Origin of the sequence: Kribbella sp. NBC_01484 (assembly GCF_036227145.1) — a bacterium.
GTDB lineage: Bacteria > Actinomycetota > Actinomycetes > Propionibacteriales > Kribbellaceae > Kribbella.
The window spans coordinates 980,102-1,004,435 of record NZ_CP109437.1 but is presented as its reverse complement, the minus strand read 5'-3'; the positions used below and the strand labels follow the sequence as shown (position 1 = coordinate 1,004,435).

22 protein-coding genes, 1 tRNA gene and 1 pseudogene are annotated in these 24,334 nt (G+C 68.3%); 11 read left to right on the top strand and 13 right to left on the bottom strand.

All coding sequences use genetic code 11. The features are described from left to right. Positions 1-49: 49 nt before the first annotated feature. From OG555_RS04905 to OG555_RS04880, 6 genes and pseudogenes are all read right to left on the bottom strand, one after another. Positions 50-2,509, bottom strand: coding sequence for an ABC transporter permease (locus OG555_RS04905; RefSeq protein WP_329481477.1), 2,460 nt, complete (start codon positions 2,507-2,509; stop codon positions 50-52). Between the two features lies 1 nt (position 2,510). Next, positions 2,511-3,290 carry an ABC transporter ATP-binding protein gene (locus tag OG555_RS04900; RefSeq protein ID WP_329481476.1) on the bottom strand — a complete coding sequence of 260 codons (780 nt, stop codon included), beginning with the start codon at positions 3,288-3,290 and terminating at the stop codon, positions 2,511-2,513. Positions 3,291-3,384: 94 nt separating this feature from the next. Continuing rightward, the gene (locus tag OG555_RS04895) at positions 3,385-3,987 is read right to left on the bottom strand and encodes a response regulator transcription factor (protein WP_329484768.1); all 603 of its coding nucleotides are present in this window, start codon (positions 3,985-3,987) and stop codon (positions 3,385-3,387) included. 564 nt (positions 3,988-4,551) lie between these two features. Further along, positions 4,552-5,154, bottom strand: a pseudogene (locus OG555_RS42725) (sensor histidine kinase); the annotation flags it as partial. 224 nt (positions 5,155-5,378) lie between these two features. After that, entirely contained in the window at positions 5,379-5,981 is a 603-nt protein-coding gene (locus OG555_RS04885) for a TetR/AcrR family transcriptional regulator (RefSeq protein WP_328526627.1), read from the bottom strand. Between the two features lie 107 nt (positions 5,982-6,088). After that, positions 6,089-7,093, bottom strand: a complete 1,005-nt coding sequence (locus tag OG555_RS04880; protein ID WP_329481475.1) for an acyl-CoA desaturase — start codon at positions 7,091-7,093, stop codon at positions 6,089-6,091. 124 nt (positions 7,094-7,217) lie between these two features. Here OG555_RS04880 and OG555_RS04875 point away from each other — a divergent pair. Continuing rightward, positions 7,218-7,289 (top strand) — tRNA-Gln (locus tag OG555_RS04875). A 273-nt stretch (positions 7,290-7,562) separates the two neighbouring features. Here the strand turns inward: OG555_RS04875 and OG555_RS04870 are convergent. Further along, positions 7,563-8,123 carry a GNAT family N-acetyltransferase gene (locus tag OG555_RS04870; RefSeq protein ID WP_329481474.1) on the bottom strand — a complete coding sequence of 187 codons (561 nt, stop codon included), beginning with the start codon at positions 8,121-8,123 and terminating at the stop codon, positions 7,563-7,565. 461 nt (positions 8,124-8,584) lie between these two features. Between OG555_RS04870 and OG555_RS04865 the strand changes: the two genes are divergently transcribed. Further along, entirely contained in the window at positions 8,585-8,857 is a 273-nt protein-coding gene (locus OG555_RS04865) for a hypothetical protein (RefSeq protein WP_329481473.1), read from the top strand. Positions 8,858-8,995: 138 nt separating this feature from the next. Here the strand turns inward: OG555_RS04865 and OG555_RS04860 are convergent, their stop codons facing one another. Next, entirely contained in the window at positions 8,996-9,361 is a 366-nt protein-coding gene (locus tag OG555_RS04860; RefSeq protein WP_329481472.1) for a YciI family protein, read from the bottom strand. 549 nt (positions 9,362-9,910) lie between these two features. Here OG555_RS04860 and OG555_RS04855 point away from each other — a divergent pair. Further along, positions 9,911-10,864: an aldo/keto reductase gene (locus tag OG555_RS04855; protein ID WP_329481471.1), complete on the top strand. Its 954-nt coding sequence runs from the start codon at positions 9,911-9,913 to the stop codon at positions 10,862-10,864. Positions 10,865-10,982: 118 nt separating this feature from the next. Here OG555_RS04855 and OG555_RS04850 read toward each other — a convergent pair whose 3' ends face one another. From OG555_RS04850 to OG555_RS04840, 3 genes are all read right to left on the bottom strand, one after another. Then, positions 10,983-11,804: an alpha/beta fold hydrolase gene (locus OG555_RS04850; RefSeq protein ID WP_329481470.1), complete on the bottom strand. Its 822-nt coding sequence runs from the start codon at positions 11,802-11,804 to the stop codon at positions 10,983-10,985. A 49-nt stretch (positions 11,805-11,853) separates the two neighbouring features. Continuing rightward, complete coding sequence (locus tag OG555_RS04845) at positions 11,854-12,186, bottom strand: VOC family protein (RefSeq protein ID WP_329481469.1); 333 nt, start codon at positions 12,184-12,186, stop codon at positions 11,854-11,856. 129 nt (positions 12,187-12,315) lie between these two features. Next, positions 12,316-12,699 carry a hypothetical protein gene (locus OG555_RS04840; protein ID WP_329481468.1) on the bottom strand — a complete coding sequence of 128 codons (384 nt, stop codon included), beginning with the start codon at positions 12,697-12,699 and terminating at the stop codon, positions 12,316-12,318. 207 nt (positions 12,700-12,906) lie between these two features. Between OG555_RS04840 and glmU the strand changes: the two genes are divergently transcribed. Together glmU and OG555_RS04830 are read left to right on the top strand one after the other, a co-directional pair. Then, positions 12,907-14,373 (top strand): bifunctional UDP-N-acetylglucosamine diphosphorylase/glucosamine-1-phosphate N-acetyltransferase GlmU, encoded by a 1,467-nt coding sequence (glmU, locus tag OG555_RS04835; RefSeq protein WP_329481467.1) that lies wholly within the window; start codon positions 12,907-12,909, stop codon positions 14,371-14,373. A gap of 13 nt (positions 14,374-14,386) precedes the next feature. Then, positions 14,387-15,367, top strand: a complete 981-nt coding sequence (locus OG555_RS04830) for a ribose-phosphate diphosphokinase (protein WP_329481466.1) — start codon at positions 14,387-14,389, stop codon at positions 15,365-15,367. Positions 15,368-15,420: 53 nt separating this feature from the next. Here the strand turns inward: OG555_RS04830 and OG555_RS04825 are convergent, their stop codons facing one another. Further along, positions 15,421-15,900 (bottom strand): hypothetical protein, encoded by a 480-nt coding sequence (locus OG555_RS04825; RefSeq protein ID WP_329481465.1) that lies wholly within the window; start codon positions 15,898-15,900, stop codon positions 15,421-15,423. Positions 15,901-16,120: 220 nt separating this feature from the next. On the opposite strand from OG555_RS04825, the gene OG555_RS04820 reads away from it, so the two are divergent. From OG555_RS04820 to OG555_RS04795, 6 genes are all read left to right on the top strand, one after another. Continuing rightward, positions 16,121-16,882, top strand: coding sequence for a DUF1932 domain-containing protein (locus tag OG555_RS04820; RefSeq protein WP_329481464.1), 762 nt, complete (start codon positions 16,121-16,123; stop codon positions 16,880-16,882). 303 nt (positions 16,883-17,185) lie between these two features. Beyond that, complete coding sequence (locus OG555_RS04815) at positions 17,186-17,833, top strand: 50S ribosomal protein L25/general stress protein Ctc (RefSeq protein WP_329481463.1); 648 nt, start codon at positions 17,186-17,188, stop codon at positions 17,831-17,833. A 46-nt stretch (positions 17,834-17,879) separates the two neighbouring features. Beyond that, a complete protein-coding gene (pth, locus tag OG555_RS04810; protein WP_329481462.1) occupies positions 17,880-18,455 on the top strand; it encodes an aminoacyl-tRNA hydrolase in 576 nt (191 codons plus the stop codon). Then, entirely contained in the window at positions 18,452-22,078 is a 3,627-nt protein-coding gene (gene mfd / locus OG555_RS04805) for a transcription-repair coupling factor (RefSeq protein WP_329481461.1), read from the top strand. The genes pth and mfd overlap by 4 nt, the downstream gene beginning before the upstream one ends. Before the next feature lie 28 nt (positions 22,079-22,106). Beyond that, positions 22,107-22,733, top strand: coding sequence for a hypothetical protein (locus tag OG555_RS04800; protein ID WP_329481460.1), 627 nt, complete (start codon positions 22,107-22,109; stop codon positions 22,731-22,733). 89 nt (positions 22,734-22,822) lie between these two features. After that, positions 22,823-23,746, top strand: a complete 924-nt coding sequence (locus OG555_RS04795; protein WP_329481459.1) for a MazG family protein — start codon at positions 22,823-22,825, stop codon at positions 23,744-23,746. A 6-nt stretch (positions 23,747-23,752) separates the two neighbouring features. On the opposite strand, the gene OG555_RS04790 is transcribed toward OG555_RS04795, so the two are convergent. Beyond that, positions 23,753-23,986: a hypothetical protein gene (locus OG555_RS04790; protein WP_329481458.1), complete on the bottom strand. Its 234-nt coding sequence runs from the start codon at positions 23,984-23,986 to the stop codon at positions 23,753-23,755. Between the last annotated feature and the right edge of the window lie 348 nt (positions 23,987-24,334).

The window sequence follows — 24,334 nt, the reverse complement described above, 5'->3', positions numbered from 1 at the left end:
AGCAGAAGAGCCGGCTATCCCCTCAAACGCGTGCTGACGTGGCGGGTGGCTACTCGGTGGCCAGGGCTCCGGCTGGGGCGACCTTGGCGGCGCGCCGGGCCGGGAGCACCGAGGCGAGCAGGCCCGCGACCGCGGCGACCGCTGCGATCACCACGAGAAGCGTCCCGGGTACGGCGTACTCGACGCCGCCGTCGACCGTCTGGCCACCCATCAGTGCGCTCGTCCCGGTCCAGCCGTAGATCAGGCCGAGCGCGATCCCGAGCCCGGCCGCGACCAGTGCCATCAGCAACGATTCGACTGCGAGCATGCCGCGCAGCTGGCGTCTGGTCAGCCCCATGGCGCGGAGCAGTGCGTTCTCCCGCGTTCGCTCCAGGACAGACAGGCTGAGCGTGTTGCCCACACCGACCAGCGCGATCAGCACCGAGACTGCGAGCAGACCGACGCCGACGATCAACAGCACGTCGAAGATCTTCGTGTAGCTGGTCCGTTCGGCCAGGCCGCCGCCGACCGACAGTTCCTTGACCGAGGGGATCGACTGTTGCACGGAGTCGATCACCTGCGAGCCGTCCGCCTTCGGATCCGATGCCAGCCAGAACCCGGTCACCGAGGCGCTCGACGAGAGCTTCGCGAGATCGGTGGAGGTGACGGTGATCGGATCGAGCCCGGTCGCGCCTCGAGCCGTCACCGTCAGCTTGTGCTGACCCGACACGATGGTCAGCGGAGCGCCGTCATCGAGGCCCAGCATGTGCAGGGTGCTGTAGTCGATCAACGCCGTACCCGGCTTCAGTTGGTCGGAGATCGCCGGGTTGTGGATGACGCGACCGGCCGCGGCCTGGTCGATGCCGGTCACCGGCAGCTCCTGACCACCGGCCTTCACATTCACCTGATGGACCGGGACGACCTGCGTGATGCCCTTGATGTCGCGCAGTTGCTGCTCGGCGCCGGCCGGCATCTTCTCGTTGTACGTCGTCACCATCAGGTCGACCGGATACTGCCCGTCCATCGACACGTCGAACGTCTTCCGTACCGAGGCGATCCCGACACAGGTGAGGCTGATCAGCGTTACCCCGATCAGGAGTGCCGACGTGGTGGCCGCCGTACGCTTCGGATTGCGGATGGCGTTCGCAACGGCGATCCTGGCCGGGACTCCACCGCTCCGGGCCGGGAGCGTGCCGATCAGCCGGATCAGCGCGGGCACCAGCAGCGACCCGATCGCCAGGATGCCGAGGAACGACACCACACCGCCGGCGACCCCGATCAGCACCTGATGGCTCGACGCTCCGGCCGCCAGCAGCAGTCCGCCGCCGGCGAGGAGCAGGAAGCCGAGGATCAGTCGCAGTACGCCGGCCTTGGACGCGGCCGCCGGAGCAGCCTCGGGCCGAAGCGCGGCCAGCGGCGCGACCTTGGTCGCCCGGCGAGCCGGTACGACGGCCGCCGCGATGGTGGCCACGGTCCCGAGCAGCAGCGGCAGGAACACCGACCACAGGTCGAGGTGCAGCGGGACCGGCGGGATTCCCCAGTCGAACTCGCGGGACAGCGCCAGCGCCAGCGCGGACAGCGCGACGCCGAAGACCACACCGATCGCCGACGCGATCACGCCGACCACCGACGCCTCCGCGAGTACGGAGGAGAACACCTGCCGGCGGGACGCGCCGACGCAACGCAGCAACGCCATCTCGCGAGTGCGCTGGGCGATCACGATCGTGAAGGTGTTGCCGATCACCAGGCAGGCGACGAACAGCGCGATCACGGCGAACATGCCGAACACGCCGCCGAGGACGTCGATGCCGTGCGTGTAGCCCTTCACCTCGTGCTGGATCCAGGCCTCACCGGTGTAGGCCAGCAGGCCCTTGGCGACGACAGCCTGGGCCGCGGCGGCGAGCTGCTGCTGGGTCACGCCCGGCTTGGCCGCGATCCCGATCGCTCGGACGGCGGCGTCCGGCTCGAAGATCTTCAGCGCGGCCGCGGTGGCCACGGCGGACCCCCGACCGACCGACGTCGAGTCGTCCAGCAGGCCGACAACGGTCACGTTCCACGCCTTGTCGTACGAGCTGAGCCGGAGCGTCTGACCGATCGCGACGTTGTGCTTCGCCGCCAGCTTGGCCGGCAGCGCGATCTCATTCGTTGCGTTCGGCAATCGTCCGGACGACGTACCGGGGCCGGCGATGTGGGTGGTGTCGTGGAGCGCGTCGACCGGCAGACCGATCGGCCGGACCAGACCGGGGAACGACGCGTTCAGGTAGGCGGTCGTCAGCGTGACGACCGAGACGGCCTGCGGGAGCTTCTGCACCTTGGCGATGTCCGCGGCGGTGATGGCCTCGTTCTCCGGCGAGACCACCGCGTCGACGCCGTGGTACTGCGCGCCGATCGTCTCGTCGATGCCGTGCGACGCGGACGCGTGCGCGGTCATCGCCAGGGTGCCGAAGCCGACACCGAGGACGATCGCCAGGCAGGCGGCGATCAGGCGGCCCAGGTGGGCACGCAGCGAGGAGAGGATGGAGCGTCGCACTTCAGGCCCCCAGCTGCCGCAGCGCGTCGAGCACGGTCTCCGGAGTCGGGTCGGTCAGTTCACCGGCCAGCTTGCCGTCGGCAAGCATCACGACGCGGTCGGCGTACGACGCGGCCAGCGGATCGTGGGTCACCATGACCACCGTCTGACCGAACTCCCGGACCGACCGGCGCAGGAATCCCAGCACCTCGGCGCCGGACCGCGAGTCCAGGTTGCCGGTCGGCTCGTCGGCGAAGACGACCTCTGGCCGGCCGGCCAGGGCGCGCGCGACCGCGACCCGCTGCTGCTGACCGCCGGACAGCTCGCCCGGCCGGTGCGTGAGCCGGTCGCCCAGCCCGAGTACGTCGATCAGCGTGCTCAGCCACTGCTGGTCGGGTTTGCGGTTGCCGAGCTCGAGCGGGAGCAGGATGTTGTCGTTCGCGGACAGCATCGGGAGCAGGTTGAACGACTGGAACACGAAGCCGACCCGATCCCTGCGGATCCTGGTCAGCTCGGCGTCCGGGAGCCGGGTCAGCTCGGTCTCGCCGAGCAGCACCTGACCGTCGGTCGGGGTGTCCAGCCCGGCCAGGCAGTGCATCAGCGTCGACTTGCCCGAGCCCGACGGCCCCATGATCGCGGTGAACTGGCCGACACCGAAGTCGACCGACACCCCGTCGAGCGCGGCGACCGCGGTGTCGCCCTGTCCGTACACCTTGCGCAACTCGTGCGCCCGGATCGCGGTCCGCGGCGTCCCGTCCTGCGGCAACCGCCCGACCGCAAGCTCCCCGGTCTGCAAGCTCATGTCACTCCTTGGATTCGTTGTTGTCCAAGAAGTTAGTGATCCCGGCCGATGATCTCGTCGGACCGCAGACTGCAGTTGGCGTAGTACCTGGGTATTACTTGTTGGGTCGCACCAGTCCCGTTTCGTAGCCGAGGACCACCAGGGCGACCCGGTCGCGCAGGCCGGTCTTGGCCAGGATCCGGCCGATGTGGGTCTTGACCGTTGCCTCGGACAACGTGAAGAGCCGGGCGATCTCGGTGTTCGACAGGCCGCGGGCGACCTCGACCAGGACCTCGCGTTCGCGGGCGGTCAGGTCGGCCAGATCGGGGCGCTCGGCCTCGGTGTCGGGCAGTGCGCCGGCGAAATGCTCCAGCAGGCGCTTCGTCGTACTGGGGGAGACCACCGCGTCACCGGAGTGCACCTGCCGGATCGCCGACAGCAGGTCGGCCGGCGGGGTGTTCTTGAGCAGGAAGCCGGCCGCGCCGGCCTTGATCGCGGCGAACGCGTACTCGTCCAGGTCGAAGGTCGTCAGCACGATCACTTTCGGTGCCTGCGGCAACGACTGTAGCCGGCGGGTGGCTTCCACTCCGTCCAGGCGGGGCATCCGGACGTCCATCAGGACGACGTCGCACCCGGTCACCTGGATCTTCTCGACCGCCTCGCCGCCGTCGCCGGCCTGGCCGACCACCCGCATGTCCGCCTGTGAGTCCACGAGCATGGTGAATCCGGCTCTGACCAGTTCCTGGTCGTCCACCAGGAAGACCCTGATCGCGTCGGTTTCACTCACTGTTCGCCTCCAGTCGGCAGGTGGTACGGGAGCTTGGCGATCACCTCGTAACCGCCGCCCGCCTTCGGTCCGGCGCTCACCGTACCGCCCGAGATCGAGGCGCGCTGCCGCATCCCGACCAGGCCGTGACCCGGATCCGAACTCGGCGCGACCCCGGCGCCCCGGCCGTCGTCGGTGACCACCACGGTCAGTATCTCGCGGCCGAAGTCCAGCTTCACGCAGGTGCGCGCGCCCGGCCCGGCGCAGCGTGTTGGTCAGACCCTCCTGCACGATCCGGTACGCCGTCAGTCCGAGCAGCGCGGGCAGATCGCGCGGCTCGCCGGTCACCTGGTAGTCGACGGTCAGCCCGGCGTCGCGGACGTTGTCGATCAGCTCGGGCAGGCTCGAGACACCGGGCTGCGGGCGCGGCTGGTTCGGGTCGAGCTCTGGTTGTTCGTCCTGCTTGAGCAGACCGAGCATCTTGCGCATCTCGGTCAGCGAGGCACGGCCGGTGTCGCCGATCGTGGCGAGCGCCTTCTTCGCCTGCTCCGGTGACTGGTCCGCGGCGTACAGACCGCCGTCGGCCTGGACGATCATGATCGACAGGCCGTGCGCGACCACGTCGTGGATCTCGCGGGCGATCCGGGTCCGCTCGTTGCTCACGGCCAGCTTTGCCTCCCGGTCGCGGTCACGCTCCAACTGAGCGGCCCGCTCCTCGAGCTGGGCGACGTACAGGCCTCTGGTGCGGCGGCGTTCGCCGATCGCCCAGACGCCGAAGACGACGGCGCCGAGGGCGCCCATCATCGTGATCTGCTGCTTCCAGTCGCCGCCGTTGTAGTAGCGCGACGTCGCCATCAGGACGCCGAGCCCGCCGACGACGAGGGCGATCCGGCTGAACCGGTGGTCGCCGTACACGGCGATGGCGTACAGCGCGACCAGCAGGCCGATGTTGCCGGCCATCAGGTGGATGCCGGCCAGCCACTGCAGCACGGCGACCGCAGAGACGCCGAAGAAGACGAGCTCGGGGTGAGTCCGGCGCCAGATCAGCGGGACGAGCATGCCGAACGCGAGGACGCCGCCGAGCCCGGTCTGGGCGATGGCCAGGAAGCCGAAGGTCATGCTCAACCCGCCGGCGAGCAGCAGGTCGAACGCCTTGCTGCGGGCAGGCACGGGCCGCGCGGTCAGGATCCCCGTCATGCGGGCCAGGGTACGGCGATCAGCCAGGTGAGAGGTCATGCCACGGGCGGATGTCGCCGTACGACCGCGGTCGCCCCACCGCGGACACGCGACGGCGACTGCGGACAGGCTATGCCGTGTCCGGAGCCACGAGAGGGTGTCCGAGGTTACTTGTGGGGGCGGGTCGACAGCGTCGGTTTGGCTTCCAGGCCGGAGAGGCCGTTCCAGGCGAGGTTGACTAGGTGAGCGGCGACGTCGGGCTTCTTCGGCTTGCGGGCGTCCAGCCACCACTGGCCGGTGAGCGCGACCATGCCGACCAGCATCTGGGCGTACATCGGCGCGTTCTTCGGGTCCAGGCCGCGGCGCTTGAACTCCTCGGCCAGGATGTGCTCGACCCGGGTGCCGACGTCGCTCAGGATCGAGATGAACGAGCCGCTGGACGACCCGACCGGCGAGTCGCGGACCAGGATCCGGAAGCCGTCGGAGTTGTTCTCGATGTAGTCCAGCAACGCGAGCGCCGCCTGCTCGACCAGCTCGTGCGCACGGCCGGCGGTCAGCGCACCGGTGACACCGTCGAGCAGGGCACGGACCTCGCGGTCCACGACAACGGCGTACAGGCCTTCCTTGCCGCCGAAGTGTTCGTAGACGACCGGCTTGGAGACCTCGGCGCGGGCCGCGATCTCCTCGACCGAGGTCGCCTCGTACCCCCTCTGCGCGAACAGGCCGCGGGCGATGGTGATGAGTTGCTCGCGACGTTCGGCACTGGTCATCCGGACTCGGCCGGACCGCCGCGGTTTGGGTTCCGTCACGTCGAGATCACGTCAGCATCATGCCGTACTTCGGTGTTGCCAGTGGTTGATTTACCGCCGGTGGTGCCTCAGGCCGCCGCTTTCAGGGGCTTCGTGCTGGTCTCGACGCGGCGGGCTTCCAGGCGCTCCCGCACCGGCCAGCGGACGTCGCTGACCCAGCCCATCTTCTCGAAGAACCAGATGCAGCGGGCGGATGTGTCGAGCTGGCCCTTGAGTACGCCGTGCCGCGCGCAGGTCGGATCCGAGTGGTGCAGGTTGTGCCACGACTCGCCCTGACTCAGGATCGCCAGCCACCACACGTTGCCGGACTTGTCCCGGCTCTTGAACGGCCGGTCGCCGATGGTGTGGCAGATCGAGTTGATCGACCAGGTGACGTGGTGCAGCAGGGCGATCCGGACCAGGCTGGCCCAGAAGAACGCGGTCAGCGCGCCCTCGATCGACCAGGACCACAGTCCGCCGATGACGGCCGGCGCGAGCAGCGAGATCGTCACCATCAGCGGGAACATCCGCGACACCTTGACGATGTCCTTGTCCTTCAGCAGATCCGGCGCGTACTGCCGCTGCGGAGTCTGCTCGGTGTCGAACAGCCAGCCGACGTGGGCGTGCACGAATCCCTTGGTCAGCGCGCTCACCGTGTTGCCGTACTTCCACGGGCTGTGCGGGTCGCCGTCGCGGTCGGAGAACTTGTGGTGCTTGCGGTGGTCCGCCACCCAGCGGATCACCGGGCCCTCGATCGCGAGCGAGCCGGCGATGGCGAGCACGTACTTCAGCGGGCGGTTCGGCTTGAACGACTTGTGCGTGAACAGCCGGTGGAATCCGATCGAGATGCCGTGCCCCGCGATCGTGTAGAACACCACCGCGAGCACGATGTCGCGCCAGCCGAGGAAGCCGCCCCACGCGATCGGCACGGCCGCCAGTACGGCGAGGAACGGGATGCCGATGAACAACGCCAGTGCGACTTGCTCCCATGGACGCTTCTGCTCACCCCCGAGCGTTCCGGTGTCGACATCGAAATCGTCGGCCTGCTGGGCGCTGGTGGGCGCCTCCGGTGCGGCTACGGCGGGTGGAGTCATCTTTGGTGATCCCTCAGGTGGAGGACGGCTTACCTACGCTACCGTAACCTACGGACCCGTAGGTAAGGAACCCCTCAGCGTGTCGCTCGCCCCACTCCATGGCAAACTATCCCGGCAACCACGATCCCCCGTGGGGTAATCGGCAGCCCGCGAGACTTTGAATCTCGAAGACCAGGATCGAAACCTGGCGGGGGAGCAACAAGAACCCCTAGGTCAGAGCGCTTCTGACCCAGGGGTTCTGCCATGCATGGGCCGTTTTGCCAACGGACTTGCCAACAAGCGACTGAGGCAGGGGCATCGTCAGACTCAGCAGTGACCGCCGGAGTAGTTCCATCAACCGCAGCGGCGAAGGTGGCCGCGACGCCGTCCGCGTGCTTCCGAATCACGTGCGTGAACAGTGCGACGCGTAGCCGCCGTGCGGCCGGGTGTGACCGTGAAGGCAAGGCACGGATCGACCCCTCTTCCAGTGTTAGTCCCCTAGCGCCTTCACGAACTGTCGGCAGGAGTACACACGGCTGAATCGATTGCGCAGGGCATCCTCGTGGTCAAGCCAGGCGTGGAAGAAGCCGGCGCGGGGCATGAGGTCCAGCTGCGAACCGAAGGCCGAAACAGCTTCGTCCGGATCGGACGCGTACACGTGCAGGTAACGCATCTTTTGTTCGAAACCCTGTGACCGGTACCAGGCCAGCGTTCCCTCGTCGTCCCGGGTCCACGCATCGACCTGCGTAGCTCCTCGCCTTTGCAGCCGGTCGCAGATCTCGTTGAGCAGCCGCTGGGCAATACCAAGCCGACGGTAGTCAGGGTGAACCGCAATCGTCTCGATGGTCGATTCGCTACCTGTGACACTCGCGTCCAGTATCCCGACAACTTGATCACCGAAGGCAGCCACCAGCTCAAGACCAGCTTCGCGCCTCGGCTTGATCGTCGCGACATCGTCGTAATAGGTCGTGTCGAGAAAAGCCAGGACGCGGCACCGCAGCCATGGCGTCTCGTCTCCTGGGGCGTAGTCCCGCACAGTCCACTCCGCCATGCCGACCATCCTCTCCCTGCTAACGCATTTGCTGACAAACGGTCTGGACATGGTGAGGATGCAGCACGGTCGCGGCTGCATCGATGAGGTCGTCGTTACTTCGAACGATCACGCGCGGGAACCTAGCAACCCCGTCTCGCTCGGGCTACGGGATTTTCGCCAGGGCCGATTGGGACGCCTGCGCGTCCCGCGATTGCGCGGGATCAGGAGCGGTCACTCGGTCGGCACCGATTCAGGCTCGGGGCCAAGCGGAGCTCGGAATCGGCCGACCTTCCAAACCGACTATGCCTGAGCGGGGCCCCGACGGCCTGAGTCGCACCCGCGGTGAAGTTTGGGTGAACGCGGACCCGATCCGTTGGTGCGGCCTCGGATCAGGTGCGACGATGCGATGAGTCACGCCCGGGCGAGCGGCCTGTCCTAGGCATCCCTGCGGCGAAACTTGAGGGGGAAGCATGCTCTTGATGGCGAATTCACGTATCGGAGAAGGTGTGACGCCAGGGCAGCTCACCCGGTTCTTCGACGAGAACACCGTCTCGACGCAGGCCTGGGACCTGGTGCGCCACCGCGTCGTCACCGAGTATGCGTTCAAGATCGGTGACGTGCCTGGCATCGTGGTGTTCATGGAGGTCGACTCCGCGGACGAAGGCTCCGAGATCGTGAACGGACTGCCCGTTGTTCAGCAGGGCCTGCTGACGTTCGAGCTGGACCCGATCGGAAAAACGATGCGCTTCTGAGCACGCCAACTCTGCTCGGCACCGATGGGTTTCGCCGGCTGCCCGCAGCGCGAAGGTCTCCTCACGGTTGGTGGCAGCGTTTGCTTGGTCGTCCTTCGCCATTCGTCCTTCGGTATCAAGCTGGCGTCTTCGCGTGGGTCACTCGTCTGGTACTCCGACGTCGAGGCACTCGCGGATCTCGATGGTGTAGTCGAGGGGGAGCAGGGACGCGACTTCGGTAGCGCTGGTCAGGTCCGGCAGGCCCACGAGGTAGAAGCCGCCGAGTTGTTCGACGGTTTCGGCGTACGGGCCCTCGGTCAGGCGGCGGCCCTGGCCGTCGGGGCGTAGCGTCCGGGCGTCTTTCGGGTGGACGAGGGCTTCACCGCTGAGGAAACGGCCGCGGGTACGGACCGCTGCCGTGAAGGCTCGGAGGTCGGCGAAGACCTGTACTTGTGTTGCGTCGTCGGCGGCGTCCCAGCGGGCGAAGTGGTCCGCTTCGGCCATCAGGATCAAGAACCTTGTCATCGGTTCCTTCCTCGGGTTGAACGGGTCTGTCATCACGACGACGCGCACCACTCGCCGAAATCGACAAGAGCATTCGGTGCGCCGGACAACCTGTGCGCTAGTCCCTCGCCAGGAAACGTCGAGGTCGTTACCGCACTCGCCTTCCGCCCGGGCAATTTCGGGGGAGAACCTCGCAGCTGCACCCTTCTACCCACCGCATACCCGGGGTGAAGGGACAAGATCAGGGGTGAACCCCGCACCTGGCCGCCGGGACGGGCTTCGGGGTGGTGGTCGGTCCGGATTGCCGCCCCAACCTTGCTTGACGCGGCGCTAGCTATCGGGGGCACGCCGGGGGTACGCGCCCGCTGCCGCCTTGAAAGGGAAAGACGGATGGTCCTGGTACGGCGAGCGCGAGTCGAGACAGACCTCGGTCAGCGGAGCTGGCTGTGTGCGGACGATCGAGCGAACGACCCGCACCGCAGCGCGTCCAGATCACAGCTCAGCATCACGGCAGCTGACCTCGTTGCTCGGACTTGACCTGGAGCGCGCTCCAGCAGCGAGAGTGGCGTCATGAACACCAAAGTCACTGCAGATCGGGTCGTCCTCGGCACGATGTACCTGGGCACCCGGCTGGACGATCGGGACAGCTTCGCTGTGCTGGACCGCTATGTCGAACTGGGTGGCCGGTGGATCGACACTTCGAACAACTACTCGTTCTGGGAGGACCAGTCCGGCTTCGGCGGCCAGAGTGAGGCCGTGATCGGCCGCTGGCTACGCGCCAACCCGGGCGTGCCGGTCAAGATCAGCACCAAGGTGGGAGCCCAGCCGACTCACCCCGGCGGCTTCCCTGACCACCTGGAAGGGCTGACAGAACCGACTGTGCGTCGCTCGTTGGCCGAAAGCCTGCAACGGCTGGGCAGAGACCAGGTCGACCTGTACTGGGCGCATGTGGAGGACCGCAACGTGCCGCTGGCTGACCTGATCGGAACGTTCGGCCAACTGGTCGCCGACGGCCAACTCGGGGCCTACGGCCTGTCGAACCACCCGTCCTGGCGCGTGGCCGAAGCGCGGCTACTGGCCGGCCAGGCCGGACTGGCGATGCCGACGGCCTATCAGCAGCGCTACTCCTATCTGCAGCCAGCGCCGGGCGCCCCGGTCGAAGGGCAGCCGATCCCGCTCGGCATGCTGTCTGCGGACGGTCTGGACCTACTCCGCCGCAACGACGACCTGACGGGCTGGGTCTATACGTCCTTGCTGCTCGGCGCCTACGACCGCGACGACTGGACACTGTCCAGCGAGTACGAGCACCCGGGCAACACCCGGCGGATCGCGGCGCTGGACGAGGTTGCGAAGGAGCGGGGAATGTCCCGAGGTCAGATCGTTCTGGCCTGGCTGGCCGGTGGTGATCCGCAACTGATGCCGATCGTCGGCAGCAGCCGGTCGGAGCAGATCGAACAAGCGTGGGCGGGGGCGGGCACCGAACTCACGGCCGAGGAGCGGGCCCGGCTGGACGCCGCCTACTGACTCACCCCGAGCAGGGGCAGGGCGGGGTTGCAACAACCCAAGGAGGTGCTCAGCACGCCGCGTGAGACACGCCGACCCACAGGTCCTGATCATTCCTCTCGACAACCGGGCACCGCACTCAGTCGAGGAACTGGCGGATGTGGTTGGACCAGGCTTCTGGGTTCTCGAAGTGGCACATGTGGGCGGTTTCGGGGATGACGACGAGGTGGCTCGTGGGGAGGGCTTTGTGGAGGCGGTGGGCTAGTTGGAGGGGGAAGCCCATGTCCTTTTCGCCGTGGAGGATGAGGATGGGTTTGTCGAAGGTGCGGAGGATTTGTTCGGGGTTGCCGGGGCACCAGGGGTGCATGAGGCCGTTGATGGCTCGTTCCTCGCTCCAGTCGCCGAGGTCTGGGCCGAGGCTTTCCAGTAACGCCAGGTAGGCCGGCGCCAGGTCGAGGTCCCAGACGAAGATCGTCGAGTTCCGCAGTGTTCCGTCGGCGGCGTCCTCGGCCCGGCGGCGCCGCTGATACTCGTCCCAGTTGGCCAGATACTCCGCATTGTCAGCGCTGCCATAGGCCGAGGTGGACGCGAGGACGAGGCGTCGTACTTGGTCTGGATGCTTGTCCACGAACTGCATTGCCGCTCGGCCGCCGGTGGAGAAGCCGAGCAGGTCTACCTGGCCGAGGCCGAGCTTGTCGATCAACAGGTCCGTGTCGTGTACGACGTACTCCGGCTGAAGAGCGTCCGCGGGGAGACCCCGGGTGCTGCGGCCGCAGCCGCGGAAGTCGAAGAGGACGATGTGGTGGTCGCGGGCGAGTGGCTCGAATCCGGGGACCAGATAGCCGTGGCCGACGTCCGGGCCGCCGTGCAGTACGACCAACGACGGCTTGTCGGACCGCTCCCCGAGCTCTCGCACGAACAGCGTGACCTCGCCGACGTCGACCAGCGCCCCATCACCCATGCGGCGAGCATGTCAGCCGCCGCCGACAACGCAGTGCGGGGCTGGGGTTTCAGTTGATGACGCAGAAGATGGTGCCGTCGGGAGCGGCCAGTACGACGAAGTCCGCGCCCGGTGGGTAGGTCCAGTCTTCGACGCGTGTGGCGCCCAACCCGATCAGGCGGTCCACCTCGGATTCGAGGGTCGAGGTGGTGCGGTCGACCCACAGATCCAGGTGGGTGCGGTCGGTTTCGTCGAGGTGGAGGCGGGTGGCGGGTCCGGCCGTCGGGACGAGGAAGTCGGGGTTGTCGGGTGAGGCGTCGTACCCCAAGGCCTGCTTCCAGAACTCCGCGGCGACGCCGAGGTCCTTGGTGTTCAGCACGATCGCTCCGAGCGTGAGGCCCACGTTTCTACTCCTGTCGTTCAGGTGCGATCAGTCACGCACCAGTTGCTCTTCCATCACGACGAGCTCGAGCCTGGAATGGGTTCGTCGGACGCCCACCTGACGGCTCGCGCTCTGAGTTTCGGCACGCGCTCAGTCTGCGGCCGGACGGGGGTGGGGGATGACGACGATTTGTACGTCGTCTTCGTAGAGGAGGTGGCCGGGGTCGGGGGAGGTGTGGCGGGTGCAGGGGATGTTGTGGGCGGTGAGGATGGCGAGGTAGCCGGGGATGCGGGGGAAGAGGTGGGTGGCGGTGGGTTTGAACCAGGCGGCGGCCAGCAGGTTGCCGGCGTAGATCGAGGGGTCGACGTCGGACGGGTTGGTGTAGGCGGCGTCGTACCAGTCGTTGTTCCGGCGGCGGAAGGCTTCCTCGGCCTCGGTGAGGAGGCCGCGGTGGGCGAGCGTGTTGACCAGGCCGAAGATGCCGATCCGCCGGCCACGGTGGTCGGGTTCCGGGCTCTGGTAGCGGATGTACACCGCAGATGATTACCACGCCGGCGGATCCAGCACGGAGAGTCACCACGAAGGGAACGTGAGACCGGTCACGGTGTGGCGGGGAGAGCTGGTCGAGGGCGTTCGGTTGAGCAAGTAGGCTTGCGCGGGCACCCCAAGCGGTACACACAGCGAGTGCCCATGCTGATACTTGTTCCAGAAAACTCGCAGGGAACTCGAGGAGAAGACCGCGTGACTTCCCATCGTCCCGCGGCGGTCGTCATCATGGCCGCCGGTCTGGGAACCCGGATGAAATCGGCGATCCCGAAGGTGTTGCACGAGATCGGCGGGCGCAGTCTCGTCGGGCACGCCGTGGTCACCGCCCGGGCACTGAGCCCCGAACACCTGGTCGTCGTGATCGGCAACGGCCGCGAACTGGTCGAGGCCCACCTCAAGGTTGTCGACCCCGGAGCCAGGACCGCCGTCCAGGAACAGCAGCGGGGCACCGGTGACGCGGTTCGGGCCGGGCTGACCGTCGTACCGGCCGACTTCGACGGCTCGGTGATCGTCACGTCGGGCGACGTACCGCTGCTCGAGGCGGAGACGCTGCACGAGCTGATCGCCGAGCACGACAAGCACGGCAACGCGATCACCGTGCTGACCGCGCGGGTGCCGGACCCGACCGGCTACGGGCGGATCATCGCGGGCCCGGACGGCACCGTCGCCGGGATCGTCGAGCACAAGGACGCGACGCCGGAGCAGCGGGAGATCGACGAGATCAACGCCGGCATCTACGTCTTCGACGCGGCCACGCTGCGGGACGGCCTGAGCCGGTTGACCACGGACAACGCGCAGGGCGAGCTGTACCTGACCGACGTCCTCGCGATCGCGCGCAACGACGGCAAGCGGGTCGGCGCGCACGTCACCGACGACGCGATGCAGACCGAGGGCGTGAACGACCGCGTCCAGCTGGCCACGCTCCGCGCCGAACTGAACCGCCGGACCCTCGACAAGCTGATGCGCGACGGCGTCACGATCGTCGACCCGAACACCACCTGGGTCGACCGGACCGTCCAGCTCGCCCGCGACGTCACCCTGCTGCCAAACACCCAGCTGCACGGCGCGACCACGGTTGACGAGGGCGCCACGATCGGCCCGGACACCACGCTCACCGACGTCGCGGTCGGTGCGGGCGCGACCATCATCCGGACGCACGGGTCCAGCTCCGAGATCGGTCCCCAAGCCTCCGTTGGCCCGTTCGCCTACCTGCGCCCCGGTACGTCGGTCGGCGTGAAGGGCAAGATCGGCACCTTCGTCGAGACCAAGAACACGACCATCGGCGACGGCGCGAAGGTCCCGCACCTGACCTACGCCGGGGACGCGACGATCGGCGAGGGCGCGAACATCGGCGCCGGCACGATCTTCGCCAACTACGACGGGGTCGCGAAGCACCCGACGCACATCGGCAAGCACTCGTTCATCGGCAGCAACTCGGTGCTGGTCGCGCCGCGGACGGTCGCCGACGGCGCCTACCTGGCCGCCGGGACCGCGCTGACCGAGGACGTCGGACCGGGTGAGATCGCGGTGGCCCGGTCGCGGCAGCGCAACATCAAGGGCTGGGTCGCGCGCAAGCGGGCCGGGACCAAGACCGCCAAGGCGGCCGAAGAAGCTCAGGCGGCGGATCAGGCCGCACTGGGCGACACTGGCGAGAAGGCGTAACGGGAGGCTGGCCATGAGCGGGATGAAGCGAACCACCGAGAAGAACCTGATGGTGTTCTCCGGCCGGGCTCACCCCGTCCTGGCAGAGCAGGTCGCCGAGCAACTCGGCGCCGGCCTGGTGCCGACCCAGGCCTACGACTTCGCCAACGGTGAGATCTACGTCCGGTTCGAGGAGTCGGTCCGGGGCAGCGACGCGTTCGTGATCCAGAGCCACACCTCGCCGATCAACGAGTGGATCATGGAGCAGCTGATCATGGTCGACGCGCTGAAGCGGGCGTCGGCCAAGCGGATCACCGTCGTCCTCCCGTTCTACGGGTACGCGCGGCAGGACAAGAAGCACCGTGGCCGGGAGCCGATCTCGGCCCGGCTGATGGCCGATCTGTTCAAGACCGCCGGCGCGAACCGGCTGATCTGCGTCGACCTGCACACCTCGCAGATCCAGGGCTTCTTCGACGGACCCGTGGACCACCTGATGGCGATGCCGATCCTGAGCGAGTACGTCCGGAACAAGTACGGCGACGAGCAGCTGGCCGTGGTGTCGCCGGACGCCGGCCGGATCAAGGTGGCCGAGCAATGGTCGGCCCGGCTGAACAACGCGCCGCTGGCCTTCATCCACAAGACCCGCGACATCGAGCGCCCGAACGAGACGGTCGCGAACCGCGTCGTCGGTGAGGTCAAGGGCCGGGTCTGCATCCTGGTCGACGACATGATCGACACCGCGGGCACCATCACCAAGGCGGCCGACGCGCTGTACGCCGAGGGCGCCGCGGGCGTGGTGATCGCCGCGACCCATGCGATCCTGTCGGGTCCGGCGGTGGACCGGCTGAAGAACTGCCAGGCCAGCGAGGTGATCGTCACCAACACGCTGCCGATCGCGGAGGACCGCCGGTTCGACAAGCTCACCGAGCTGTCGATCGCGCCGCTGATCAGCCGGGCCATCCGCGAGGTCTTCGAGGACGGCTCGGTCACCAGTCTCTTCGAGGGCCGCGCCTGACCACCGGGCGTACGACGTCACGCGCCGTACGCCCTCCCTCGGTCTTTCGGTCTTCAGGCGCTGATCCGGCGTCCCGTCAGCTTCCCGGTGCCGGACTCCACCACCTGGGTCTCACTCCCCGGCGCGAACACGGTGAACCGGTAGCTCGCCGAGATCATGCCGTGTGACAGCGCGCCCCTCAGTTGCACGCGGATCGTCGGGCCGACCGAATCCGGGCCCTGGTCCCCGGCGGTCCCGGTCCAGAAGGTGGCCCGGAACGACTTGCCCTTCTGCGACCAGGTGCCGGTGAACGGCGGTCCGGCCGGGCTGATGTCGTGCTCGATGATCACGCTACCCGCGGCGAAGCTCAGAACCAGCCGGATCTTGTCGGTCGTGCCGTCGTCCTGACGTACGCACATCCAGCTGCCGAGCAGCCCGTTGTCGTTTCCCGCCATCGCCGGCGTAGCCGTCGCCAGTCCGGCGATCGCCACACCACCCGCTGCGATGCCCGCGCCCCTCAACGCCTGGCGGCGCCCCACTGCATTCTCACTCATTGGAGTCCCTCCCCGGAGTCCGTTGTTTCCTCCAAGCTGCACCCGGTACGACGCCGTGACAACGGTTCGGCCCGCTCGACGACGAGGCGTAGCACTCCGCCTCCTCGCTGTACTACTCGTCGGCCATTCCGTACGACTCCACGCGCGTGGAGTCGCCGCCCGGGTGCGCGCCGTACTGGCCTATCTTGGAGAGCACTGACCGCTCTCCAGAGGATGTTGCATGCGGATTGCCGTGTTCCACCCCGGGGCGATGGGCTCGAAGCTCGCCGCGCAGTTGGTTGCCGCAGGCCATGAGGTGCACTGGGTGCCGGACGGCCGCAGCGAGGCTTCGGTGGCGCGCGCGGAGGAGGCCGGGTTGATCGGTACGCCGTTCGCCGACGCGGTCGGCGTGGTTGAGGCGGTGCTGTGTTCGTGCGCTCCCCAGGGAGCCGTGGACATCGCCAAGCAGGTCGGCCAGGCCGGGTTCGCCGGGCTGTACATCGAGGCGAACCCGCTGTCCCCGATGTCGTTGCGCGAGGCGCAGTCGGCGGTGCCGGCCGCGACGTTCGTGGATGCCGGTGTGGTCGGTCCGCCGCCGACCGGTGGGCCGAGTCCGACGCATCTGATGCTGTCCGGCGCCGCCGCCGATCAGGCCGCCGAGCTCTGGGCCGGCACCGCGGTCACCCCGATGGTGGTCGGCGCCGAGCCGGGTGCGGCCAGCGCGGCGAAGTCGTCGTACGCGCTCTACAACAAGGGCAAGGCGGCGCTGGCGGTGCTGGCCTTCCAACTGGCCGAGAAGCACGGCGTCACGGATGCGCTCACCGCCCAGCAGATCCGTGCGGACGCGGGATCTTTGAAGGACCCCGGCTTGCCGGAGCAGCTGAGGAGCGTCGCCTGGCGCTGGGGCCCGGAGTTCGACGAGCTGGCCGAGACCCTGGACGTCGCCGGTCTCGAGGGCGACGCGGCCCGCGCCCTTCGCCAGGTCTGGACCAAGCTCACCTGATCCCGTCGCGGCAACGGGTCCGGACTGGGCCGGAAAGAGGCGTGGAAAGCCTTCACCGGGGCGCGATCGGAGCGGGTGCTCGGCGCCCGGAGATCGGATTTCCCGTCTGGGCGCAGTGATGGGTAGACTGTTTTGGTTGCCTCGGCGAGGGACGCCCCCCGAGAACTGTTGGGCGCGGCTCCGTGATCGACGCGGTGGTTCGTTGCCTGACGCCTTCTCCGGGGTCACAAAGCGCCCGCTGAGGCCGCAGCCGAGTTCCACCTAGTCAACAGATCGCCGCAACGCACTTGAGGAGTTCATCTCGTGGCCGAGGTCAAGATCCAAGCCGAATCGCGTACGGAGTTCGGCAAGGGTGCTGCCCGCCGAATCCGCCGGGACAACAAGGTTCCCGCCGTCCTGTACGGCCACGGTAGTGACCCGGTGCACATCACGCTGCCCGGTCACGACACCATGCTGGCCCTGAAGACCGCCAACGCCCTGCTGCTGATCGAGGTCGCGGGCGGCGAGAGCCACCTCGCGCTGCCGAAGCAGGTCCAGCGCGACCCGATCAAGGGCTTCATCGAGCACGTCGACCTGGTCATGGTCCGGCGCGGTGAGAAGGTCCAGGTCGACATCGCCGTTCACCTCGAGGGCGAGGCCATCAGCGACACGCTGGTCGTGCTGGAGAGCCCGACCATCCTGGTCGAGGCCGAGGCGACCCACATTCCGGACGGCGTCGCCGTCTCCGTCGAGGGTCTCGACGTCGGCGCGCAGATCCACGCCTCCGACATCAAGCTGCCGACCGGGACCACGCTGGCGATCGAGCCGGACACCCTGATCGTGAACATCACCCAGGCCCAGACCGCCGAGCAGGTCGAGGCCGAGCTGGCCGACGCCGAGGCCGAGGCCGGCATCGAGCGGGACGAGCCGCAGGCTCCGGCCGAGGAGCCGGTGGCCGCCGCCGCCGAGTAGTCTGTCTGCGCCGCAGTACACAGACACAGCAGGAGGGCCGGGATCCGTGGCGGACGACGTGTGGTTGGTCGTCGGACTGGGGAATCCCGGCCCTTCCTATGCCCGCACCCGGCACAACATCGGCCACCTGGTGGCCGATGAGCTCGCGGCCCGGACCGGCGACAAGTGGAAGCAGCACAAACAGGTCAAGGCCGAGGTGATCGAGACCCGGATCTCCGGGATCCGGACGGTGCTGGCCAAGCCCCGGTCCTACATGAACGAGTCCGGCGGTCCGGTGTCCGGGCTACTGAAGTTCTTCAAGCTGGAGCCGGCCAACCTGCTCGTCGTCCATGACGAGCTCGACATCGACTTCGGCGTACTGCGGTGCAAGTTCGGGGGCGGCGACAACGGGCACAACGGGCTCAAGTCACTGCGGAAATCGCTTGGCAGCGGTGAGTACTATCGAGTTCGGTTCGGTGTGGGTCGTCCGCCGGGCCGGCAGAACCCCGCCGACTTCGTCCTGAACGAGTTCTCCTCGACCGAACGCAAGGACCTTCCGTTCGCCGTCGACCGGACCGCGGACGCGGTGGAATCACTGCTCACCGACGGCCTCGATGCCACTCAAGGGAAGTACAACTCGTGAAACTCAGCGGTCTCGTCGACACCCTGATCACCGATCCGGTGGTGGCCGAGGCCGTTCGTGATGCCAAGGCTGACGGCGTCACGACCCTCGACCTGAGCGCCCCGACCCCGGTCCGCCCGGTCCTGCTCGCGGCGATCGCGTCGGAGCAGAATGGCGCCGGTCGCCCGGTACTCGCGGTGACGGCGACCTTCCGTGAAGCCGAGGAGCTGACCGAGGCGCTGCAGTGCATGGTCGAGCCCAGCACGGTCGCTTACTACCCCGCCTGGGAGACCCTCCCGCACGAGCGCCTCTCGCCCCGCTCCGACACGGTCGGGCGGCGTCTCGCCGTACTGCGTCGCCTGGCGCACCCGGATCCGTCGGACGAGACGACCGGGCCGATCAAGATCCTGGTCGCACCGGTGCGGTCGGTGCTGCAGCCGCAGGTCGCCGGCCTGGCCGACCTGAAGCCTGTGCAGTTGCACGTCGGCGACACGGTCGAGTTGGAGGAGGTCGTCGAGGCACTGGCCGGAGCGGCGTACCACCGGGTCGATCTGGTCGAGCGCCGCGGTGAGTTCGCGGTCCGCGGCGGCATCATCGACGTGTTCCCGCCGACCGAGGAGCACCCGCTGCGGGTCGACTTCTTCGGCGACGACGTGGAAGAGATCCGGTACTTCGCGGTCGCCGACCAGCGCTCGTTGGAGATCGCCGAGCACGGGCTGTGGGCACCGCCGTGCCGCGAGCTGCTGCTGACCGACGAGGTCCGCGCGCGGGCCGCCGTACTGGCCAAGGAGCACCCCGAGCTGGCCGAGCTGTTCGAGAAGCTGGCCGAGGGCCACGCGGTCGAGGGCATGGAGTCGCTGGCACCCGTGCTCGTCGACGACATGGAACTGCTGGTCGACCTCATGCCGGCCGGTACGCACGTCATCGTCAGCGACCCCGAGCGGGTCCGGGCCCGGGCACACGACCTGGTCGCGACCAGCCAGGAGTTCCTGGAGGCGTCGTGGGCGGCGGCCGCCGGTGGTGGCGAGGCGCCGATCGACCTGGGGGCGGCCGCGTACATGTCGCTGGCCGACGTCCGGTCGCACGCCCTGGGCAAGGGCCTGGCCTGGTGGAGCATGTCGCCGTTCACCGCGGCGCCCACTGATGTGCCGGAGTTGCGCGACTCGATGGGCGCGCGGGTCTCGTTCGACATCGACCCGGACGCGGGCGCGGTCCGGAGCCGCGCGATCGCCGCGCACGAGGTGGACCCGTACCGCGGTGAGACGGCGGCGGCGGTCGAGGACGTCCGCGGCTGGCTGCGGGACGGCTGGCGGGTCGTCTGCGTCACCGAGGGCCACGGTCCCGCGCAGCGCCTGGCGGAGGTCTTCTCCGAGGCCGAGCTGCCGGCCCGCGCGGTCGACGGGATCGACTCCGTGCCCGAGCCGGGCGTGGTGCTGATCTCGCAGGGCCAGCTGGACCACGGATTCATTGCGGACGGCATCAAGTTCGCGGTGCTCACCGAGAACGACCTGGCCGGCCAGCGATCGGCGGCCGAACGGCGTTCCCAGCAACGGATGCCGAGCCGGCGGAAGAAGGCGGTCGACCCGCTCGAGCTGCAGCCCGGCGACTACGTCGTGCACGAGCAGCACGGCGTCGGCCGGTACGCCGAGATGATGCAGCGCACCGTCGGCACGGGGGCACAGAAGGCCACCCGCGAATACGTCGTGATCGAGTTCGCCCCGAGCAAGCGGGGCCAACCCGGCGACCGGCTGTACGTGCCGACTGACCAGCTCGACCAGGTCACCCGGTACGTCGGTGGCGAGCAGCCGAGCCTGGACAAGATGGGCGGCGGGGACTGGGCCAAGCGCAAGGGCCGCGCCCGTAAGGCGGTCCGGCAGATCGCCGGCGAGCTGATCAAGCTGTATGCCGCCCGTCAGGCCACCAAGGGCCATGCCTTCGCCAAGGACACCCCGTGGCAGGCCGAGCTGGAGGACGCGTTCCCCTTCGTGGAGACGCCGGACCAGCTGGCCACGATCGACGACGTGAAGCACGACATGGAACGTGTCATGCCGATGGACCGGATCGTGTGTGGTGACGTCGGCTACGGCAAGACGGAGATCGCCGTCCGGGCCGCCTTCAAGGCAGTGCAGGACGGCAAGCAGGTCGCCGTACTCGTGCCGACGACGCTGCTCGTGCAGCAGCACTACGCGACCTTCGCCGAGCGGTACGCCGCCTTCCCGGTGAACGTGGCGCCGCTGTCGCGGTTCCAGACCGACAAGGAGGCCAAGGCCACCATCGACGGCCTGGCTGACGGGTCGGTCGATGTGGTGATCGGGACGCACCGGCTGTTCAGTGGTGAGGTCGCGTTCAAGGACCTCGGACTGGTCGTGGTCGACGAGGAGCAGCGGTTCGGCGTCGAGCACAAGGAGCAGCTGAAGCGGTTGCGGACTGCGGTCGACGTACTGACGATGTCCGCGACGCCGATCCCGCGGACCCTGGAGATGTCGATCACCGGGATCCGCGAGATGTCGACGATCGCCACGCCGCCGGAGGAGCGGCACCCGGTGCTGACGTTCGTCGGCGCCTACGAGGAGGGCCAGGTGACCGCCGCGATCCGGCGCGAGCTGCTGCGTGAGGGCCAGGTCTTCGTCGTCCACAACCGGGTGAACACGATCGAGAAGGCGGCCGCGCGGATCCGCCAGCTGGTCCCCGAGGCCCGGGTCAGCGTCGCGCACGGCCAGATGAACGAGCACACCCTCGAGAACGTCATCCAGGGCTTCTGGGAGAAGCAGTCCGACGTCATCGTGTGTACGACGATCGTCGAGTCCGGCATCGACATCTCGAACGCGAACACGATGATCGTGGAGCGCGCCGACCTGCTCGGCCTGTCCCAGCTGCACCAGCTCCGCGGCCGGGTCGGTCGCGGCCGGGAGCGCGCGTACGCGTACTTCTTCTTCCCGCCGGAGAAGCCGCTGACCGAGACCGCGCACGACCGGCTCGCCACGATCGCGCAGCACGCGGATCTGGGCGGCGGCATGGCGGTCGCGATGAAGGACCTGGAGATCCGCGGCGCCGGGAATCTGCTCGGCGGCGAGCAGTCCGGGCACATCGCCGACGTCGGCTTCGACCTGTACGTCCGGCTGGTCGGCGAGGCGGTCGCGGAGTACCGCGGCGACACCCAGGCCGAGGAGCCTGAGGTCAAGATCGAGCTGCCGATCGACGCGCACCTGCCGCACGACTACATCCCGTCGCAGCGGCTGCGGCTGGAGATGTACCAGCGGCTGGCCGCCGTCCGCGACGAGGACGGCATTGCCGAGCTGGTCGAGGAGTTGCACGACCGGTACGGCGACATCCCGCAGCCGGTGCTGAACCTGGTCGAGGTGGCGAAGTTCCGCAACCACGCCCGCCGGGCCGGTCTGCACGACGTCACGCTGCAGGGCAACCTGATCCGGTTCGGGCCGGTCGAACTACCCGATTCGAAGGTGCTGCGGCTGAACAGGCTGTACCCGAAGAGTCTGGTCAAGCCGCAACTGCGTACGATCCTGGTGCCGAGACCTGCCACCCGGCCGGTCGCCGGTCAGCCGCTCCGCGACCAGGAGCTGCTGCAGTGGTGCACCCGGTTGATCGACGACGTGATCGCCGAACCGATCGGGGTCCCGGCGTGAACCTGTACGGAAGACACGAGGAGATTCGGTGAGCACATCGCGACGGCTTGGGGCGATCGGAGCGGCGGTGGCCATGGTGCTGCTGGCCGGTGGCTGCGCGGCGGGGACGCACCCGGGCGCGGCGGCCGTGGTCGGTCCGACCGAGATCACTGTCCGCGACGTCGACCAGACCTCGCGCGCGGTCACCACGGCCCTCGGCCAGGACTTCGCGACCAGCGTGACGCTGAGCGAACTGGTGAACAACGCGCTGGTCGCGCAGGTCGGTGAGCAGAAGGGCATCACGGTCTCCGACGCCGAGACCGCCGAGGCCGCGAAGCTCGTGGTCAGCGACGAGGCGTCGTACCAGAAGTTCCAGGAGAACGAGCTCACCCGCGACTTCCTGAACCAGGTCGCCGCGGCCGCCGTCACCACCATCAAGCTCGGCGGTGGCACCGGCGTCACCGACCCGCAGGCGCAGCAGAAGCAGCAGGCCGGCATCGCCGCCGTCAAGGACGCGTCGAAGGACATCAAGATCAGCATCGCGCCGCGCTTCGGCCAGTGGACCGACGGCGCCATCGACGGCAAGGTCTCTGGCTCGCTGTCGCAGGAGTCCGACCAAGCCAAGGCCAAGCGCGAAGCCGCCGAGGCCCAGCAGCAGCAACAGGGCCAGGGCTGAGACCGCTGACGCACGACGGTCGTCCCAGCCGGGGACAGCGTGGCGGCATCAAGGTCGTCCTGACCAGCCCTCGGGTGGCGCCAGGCCTGATGACTCGCGCCGCCTGGCAGGCGTTCGAGGATGCCGATGAGATCGGCGCCTCGGCCGGTCCGTCCCGCCCGGACGTCCAGGCGGTGATCGGCTCCGGCTTGGTTGTCACCCAGCTCGAAGGCGGCTTCGCCGAGGCGTGGACCTGGCTCTCCGCCGCAGCCACCGCAGGCCGTCAGGTTGCCTGGCTCGTCGCCGACGACGGCGAACCAGCCCTGCTTCGCGTGGTCGCCGACCAGCTGAACCGGGACCCGCGACCGCCCTTCGAGGTGGAGATCCTGCACGGCTCGTACGACGTACCAGGTGCGCGCCTGATCGACCTCGTCCGCGTCATGGACCGCCTCCGCCGCAACTGCCCGTGGGACCAGGAACAGACCCACGAGAGCCTCGCGAAGTACCTCCTCGAGGAAACCTACGAAACCCTCGAAGCCATCGACACCGGCGACCGCGCCCACCTCCGCGAAGAACTCGGCGACCTCATGTTGCAGGTCGCCTTCCACTCCCGCATCGCGGAGGAGAACCCGGATGAGGGCTTCACGATCGACGACGTCTCCGCAGACATCGTCGAAAAGCTCATCCGCCGCCACCCCCACGTCTTCGGCGACGAGACGAACAAGGACCTCGCCGCGGTAGAGGCCAACTGGGAGACCATCAAAGCCGCGGAGAAGCAGCGCAGCTCCGTCCTGGAGGGTATTCCGCTGGCCCTCCCCGCGCTGGCACTCGCGGACAAGGTCCTCAGCCGCGCAGCCAAGCTCCTCGCGGACGACGAGCCCACCCCTGAGCCGTCCACCGACGCCGACCGCATCGGCCAGGAACTACTGGAGCTGGTCCGCGCAGCCCGCACCTTGGACGTCGACCCCGAACAAGCACTCCGCGGTGCGGTCCGGTCGCTGGCAGACCAGATCCGCACCGCGGAACAGCGCTGATTTCCTTCAGGACACCGCGCTGAGCGCGGTCGCCTTGAGCATGGCCGCCGTACTCAAAGTGCAGAGTCCGTAAACGATCGGCGTCTCGCCGCCGAAGTCCGCCCCCAGAACCTCGGCGTCCCGCCGCTCCACGGCCACGGCATGCCGCTCCTCGTCCACAAACCCGATCCACGAGTACGACGGCGTCCGGTGCGGGAAGATCTCCACGCCGGCAGGTACCGACACATGCACGTTGATCATCGTCAAAGGCTCGGTGACTGGCCGCCCATCGGCGCTCCCGATCACACTGTGAGCCTGCCAAACCTGCACGAAATCAGGCTTGAGCCCCGCTGTCATCTCACTGTCAGCCGCCAGCTTGCCCCCCAGCAACTGGTCCACGTGCGCCGTCAACCAAGCCGGCACATCCCCAACCACCGGCCCGCTCTGCAGACCAGAAAAGTCCTCCACCCCACGAACCCGCACGGTCGGAGAACTCAGCACCCCCGGGTGCGTCCGGTTCTCCTCAGGAGACCGCACGCAACCCAGAACCTGTCGCGAACCTATGTCCTCGCGGGTGATCGTGAGCGCGAGGACCGGCATGTACGTCGC

What these genes read in the sequence shown, in the direction of transcription:
- OG555_RS04900 (WP_329481476.1), bottom strand. Translation starts at nt 3,290, where the DNA reads ATGAGCTTGCAGACCGGGGAGCTTGCGGTCGGGCGGTTGCCGCAGGAC.
- OG555_RS04895 (WP_329484768.1), bottom strand. Translation starts at nt 3,987, where the DNA reads ATGCTCGTGGACTCACAGGCGGACATGCGGGTGGTCGGCCAGGCCGGC.
- OG555_RS04885 (WP_328526627.1), bottom strand. Translation starts at nt 5,981, where the DNA reads ATGACCAGTGCCGAACGTCGCGAGCAACTCATCACCATCGCCCGCGGC.
- OG555_RS04880 (WP_329481475.1), bottom strand. Translation starts at nt 7,093, where the DNA reads ATGACTCCACCCGCCGTAGCCGCACCGGAGGCGCCCACCAGCGCCCAG.
- OG555_RS04870 (WP_329481474.1), bottom strand. Translation starts at nt 8,123, where the DNA reads ATGGCGGAGTGGACTGTGCGGGACTACGCCCCAGGAGACGAGACGCCA.
- OG555_RS04865 (WP_329481473.1), top strand. Translation starts at nt 8,585, where the DNA reads ATGGCGAATTCACGTATCGGAGAAGGTGTGACGCCAGGGCAGCTCACC.
- OG555_RS04860 (WP_329481472.1), bottom strand. Translation starts at nt 9,361, where the DNA reads ATGACAAGGTTCTTGATCCTGATGGCCGAAGCGGACCACTTCGCCCGC.
- OG555_RS04855 (WP_329481471.1), top strand. Translation starts at nt 9,911, where the DNA reads ATGAACACCAAAGTCACTGCAGATCGGGTCGTCCTCGGCACGATGTAC.
- OG555_RS04850 (WP_329481470.1), bottom strand. Translation starts at nt 11,804, where the DNA reads ATGGGTGATGGGGCGCTGGTCGACGTCGGCGAGGTCACGCTGTTCGTG.
- OG555_RS04830 (WP_329481466.1), top strand. Translation starts at nt 14,387, where the DNA reads ATGAGCGGGATGAAGCGAACCACCGAGAAGAACCTGATGGTGTTCTCC.
- OG555_RS04825 (WP_329481465.1), bottom strand. Translation starts at nt 15,900, where the DNA reads ATGAGTGAGAATGCAGTGGGGCGCCGCCAGGCGTTGAGGGGCGCGGGC.
- OG555_RS04820 (WP_329481464.1), top strand. Translation starts at nt 16,121, where the DNA reads ATGCGGATTGCCGTGTTCCACCCCGGGGCGATGGGCTCGAAGCTCGCC.
- OG555_RS04795 (WP_329481459.1), top strand. Translation starts at nt 22,823, where the DNA reads ATGACTCGCGCCGCCTGGCAGGCGTTCGAGGATGCCGATGAGATCGGC.
- OG555_RS04790 (WP_329481458.1), bottom strand. Translation starts at nt 23,986, where the DNA reads ATGATCAACGTGCATGTGTCGGTACCTGCCGGCGTGGAGATCTTCCCG.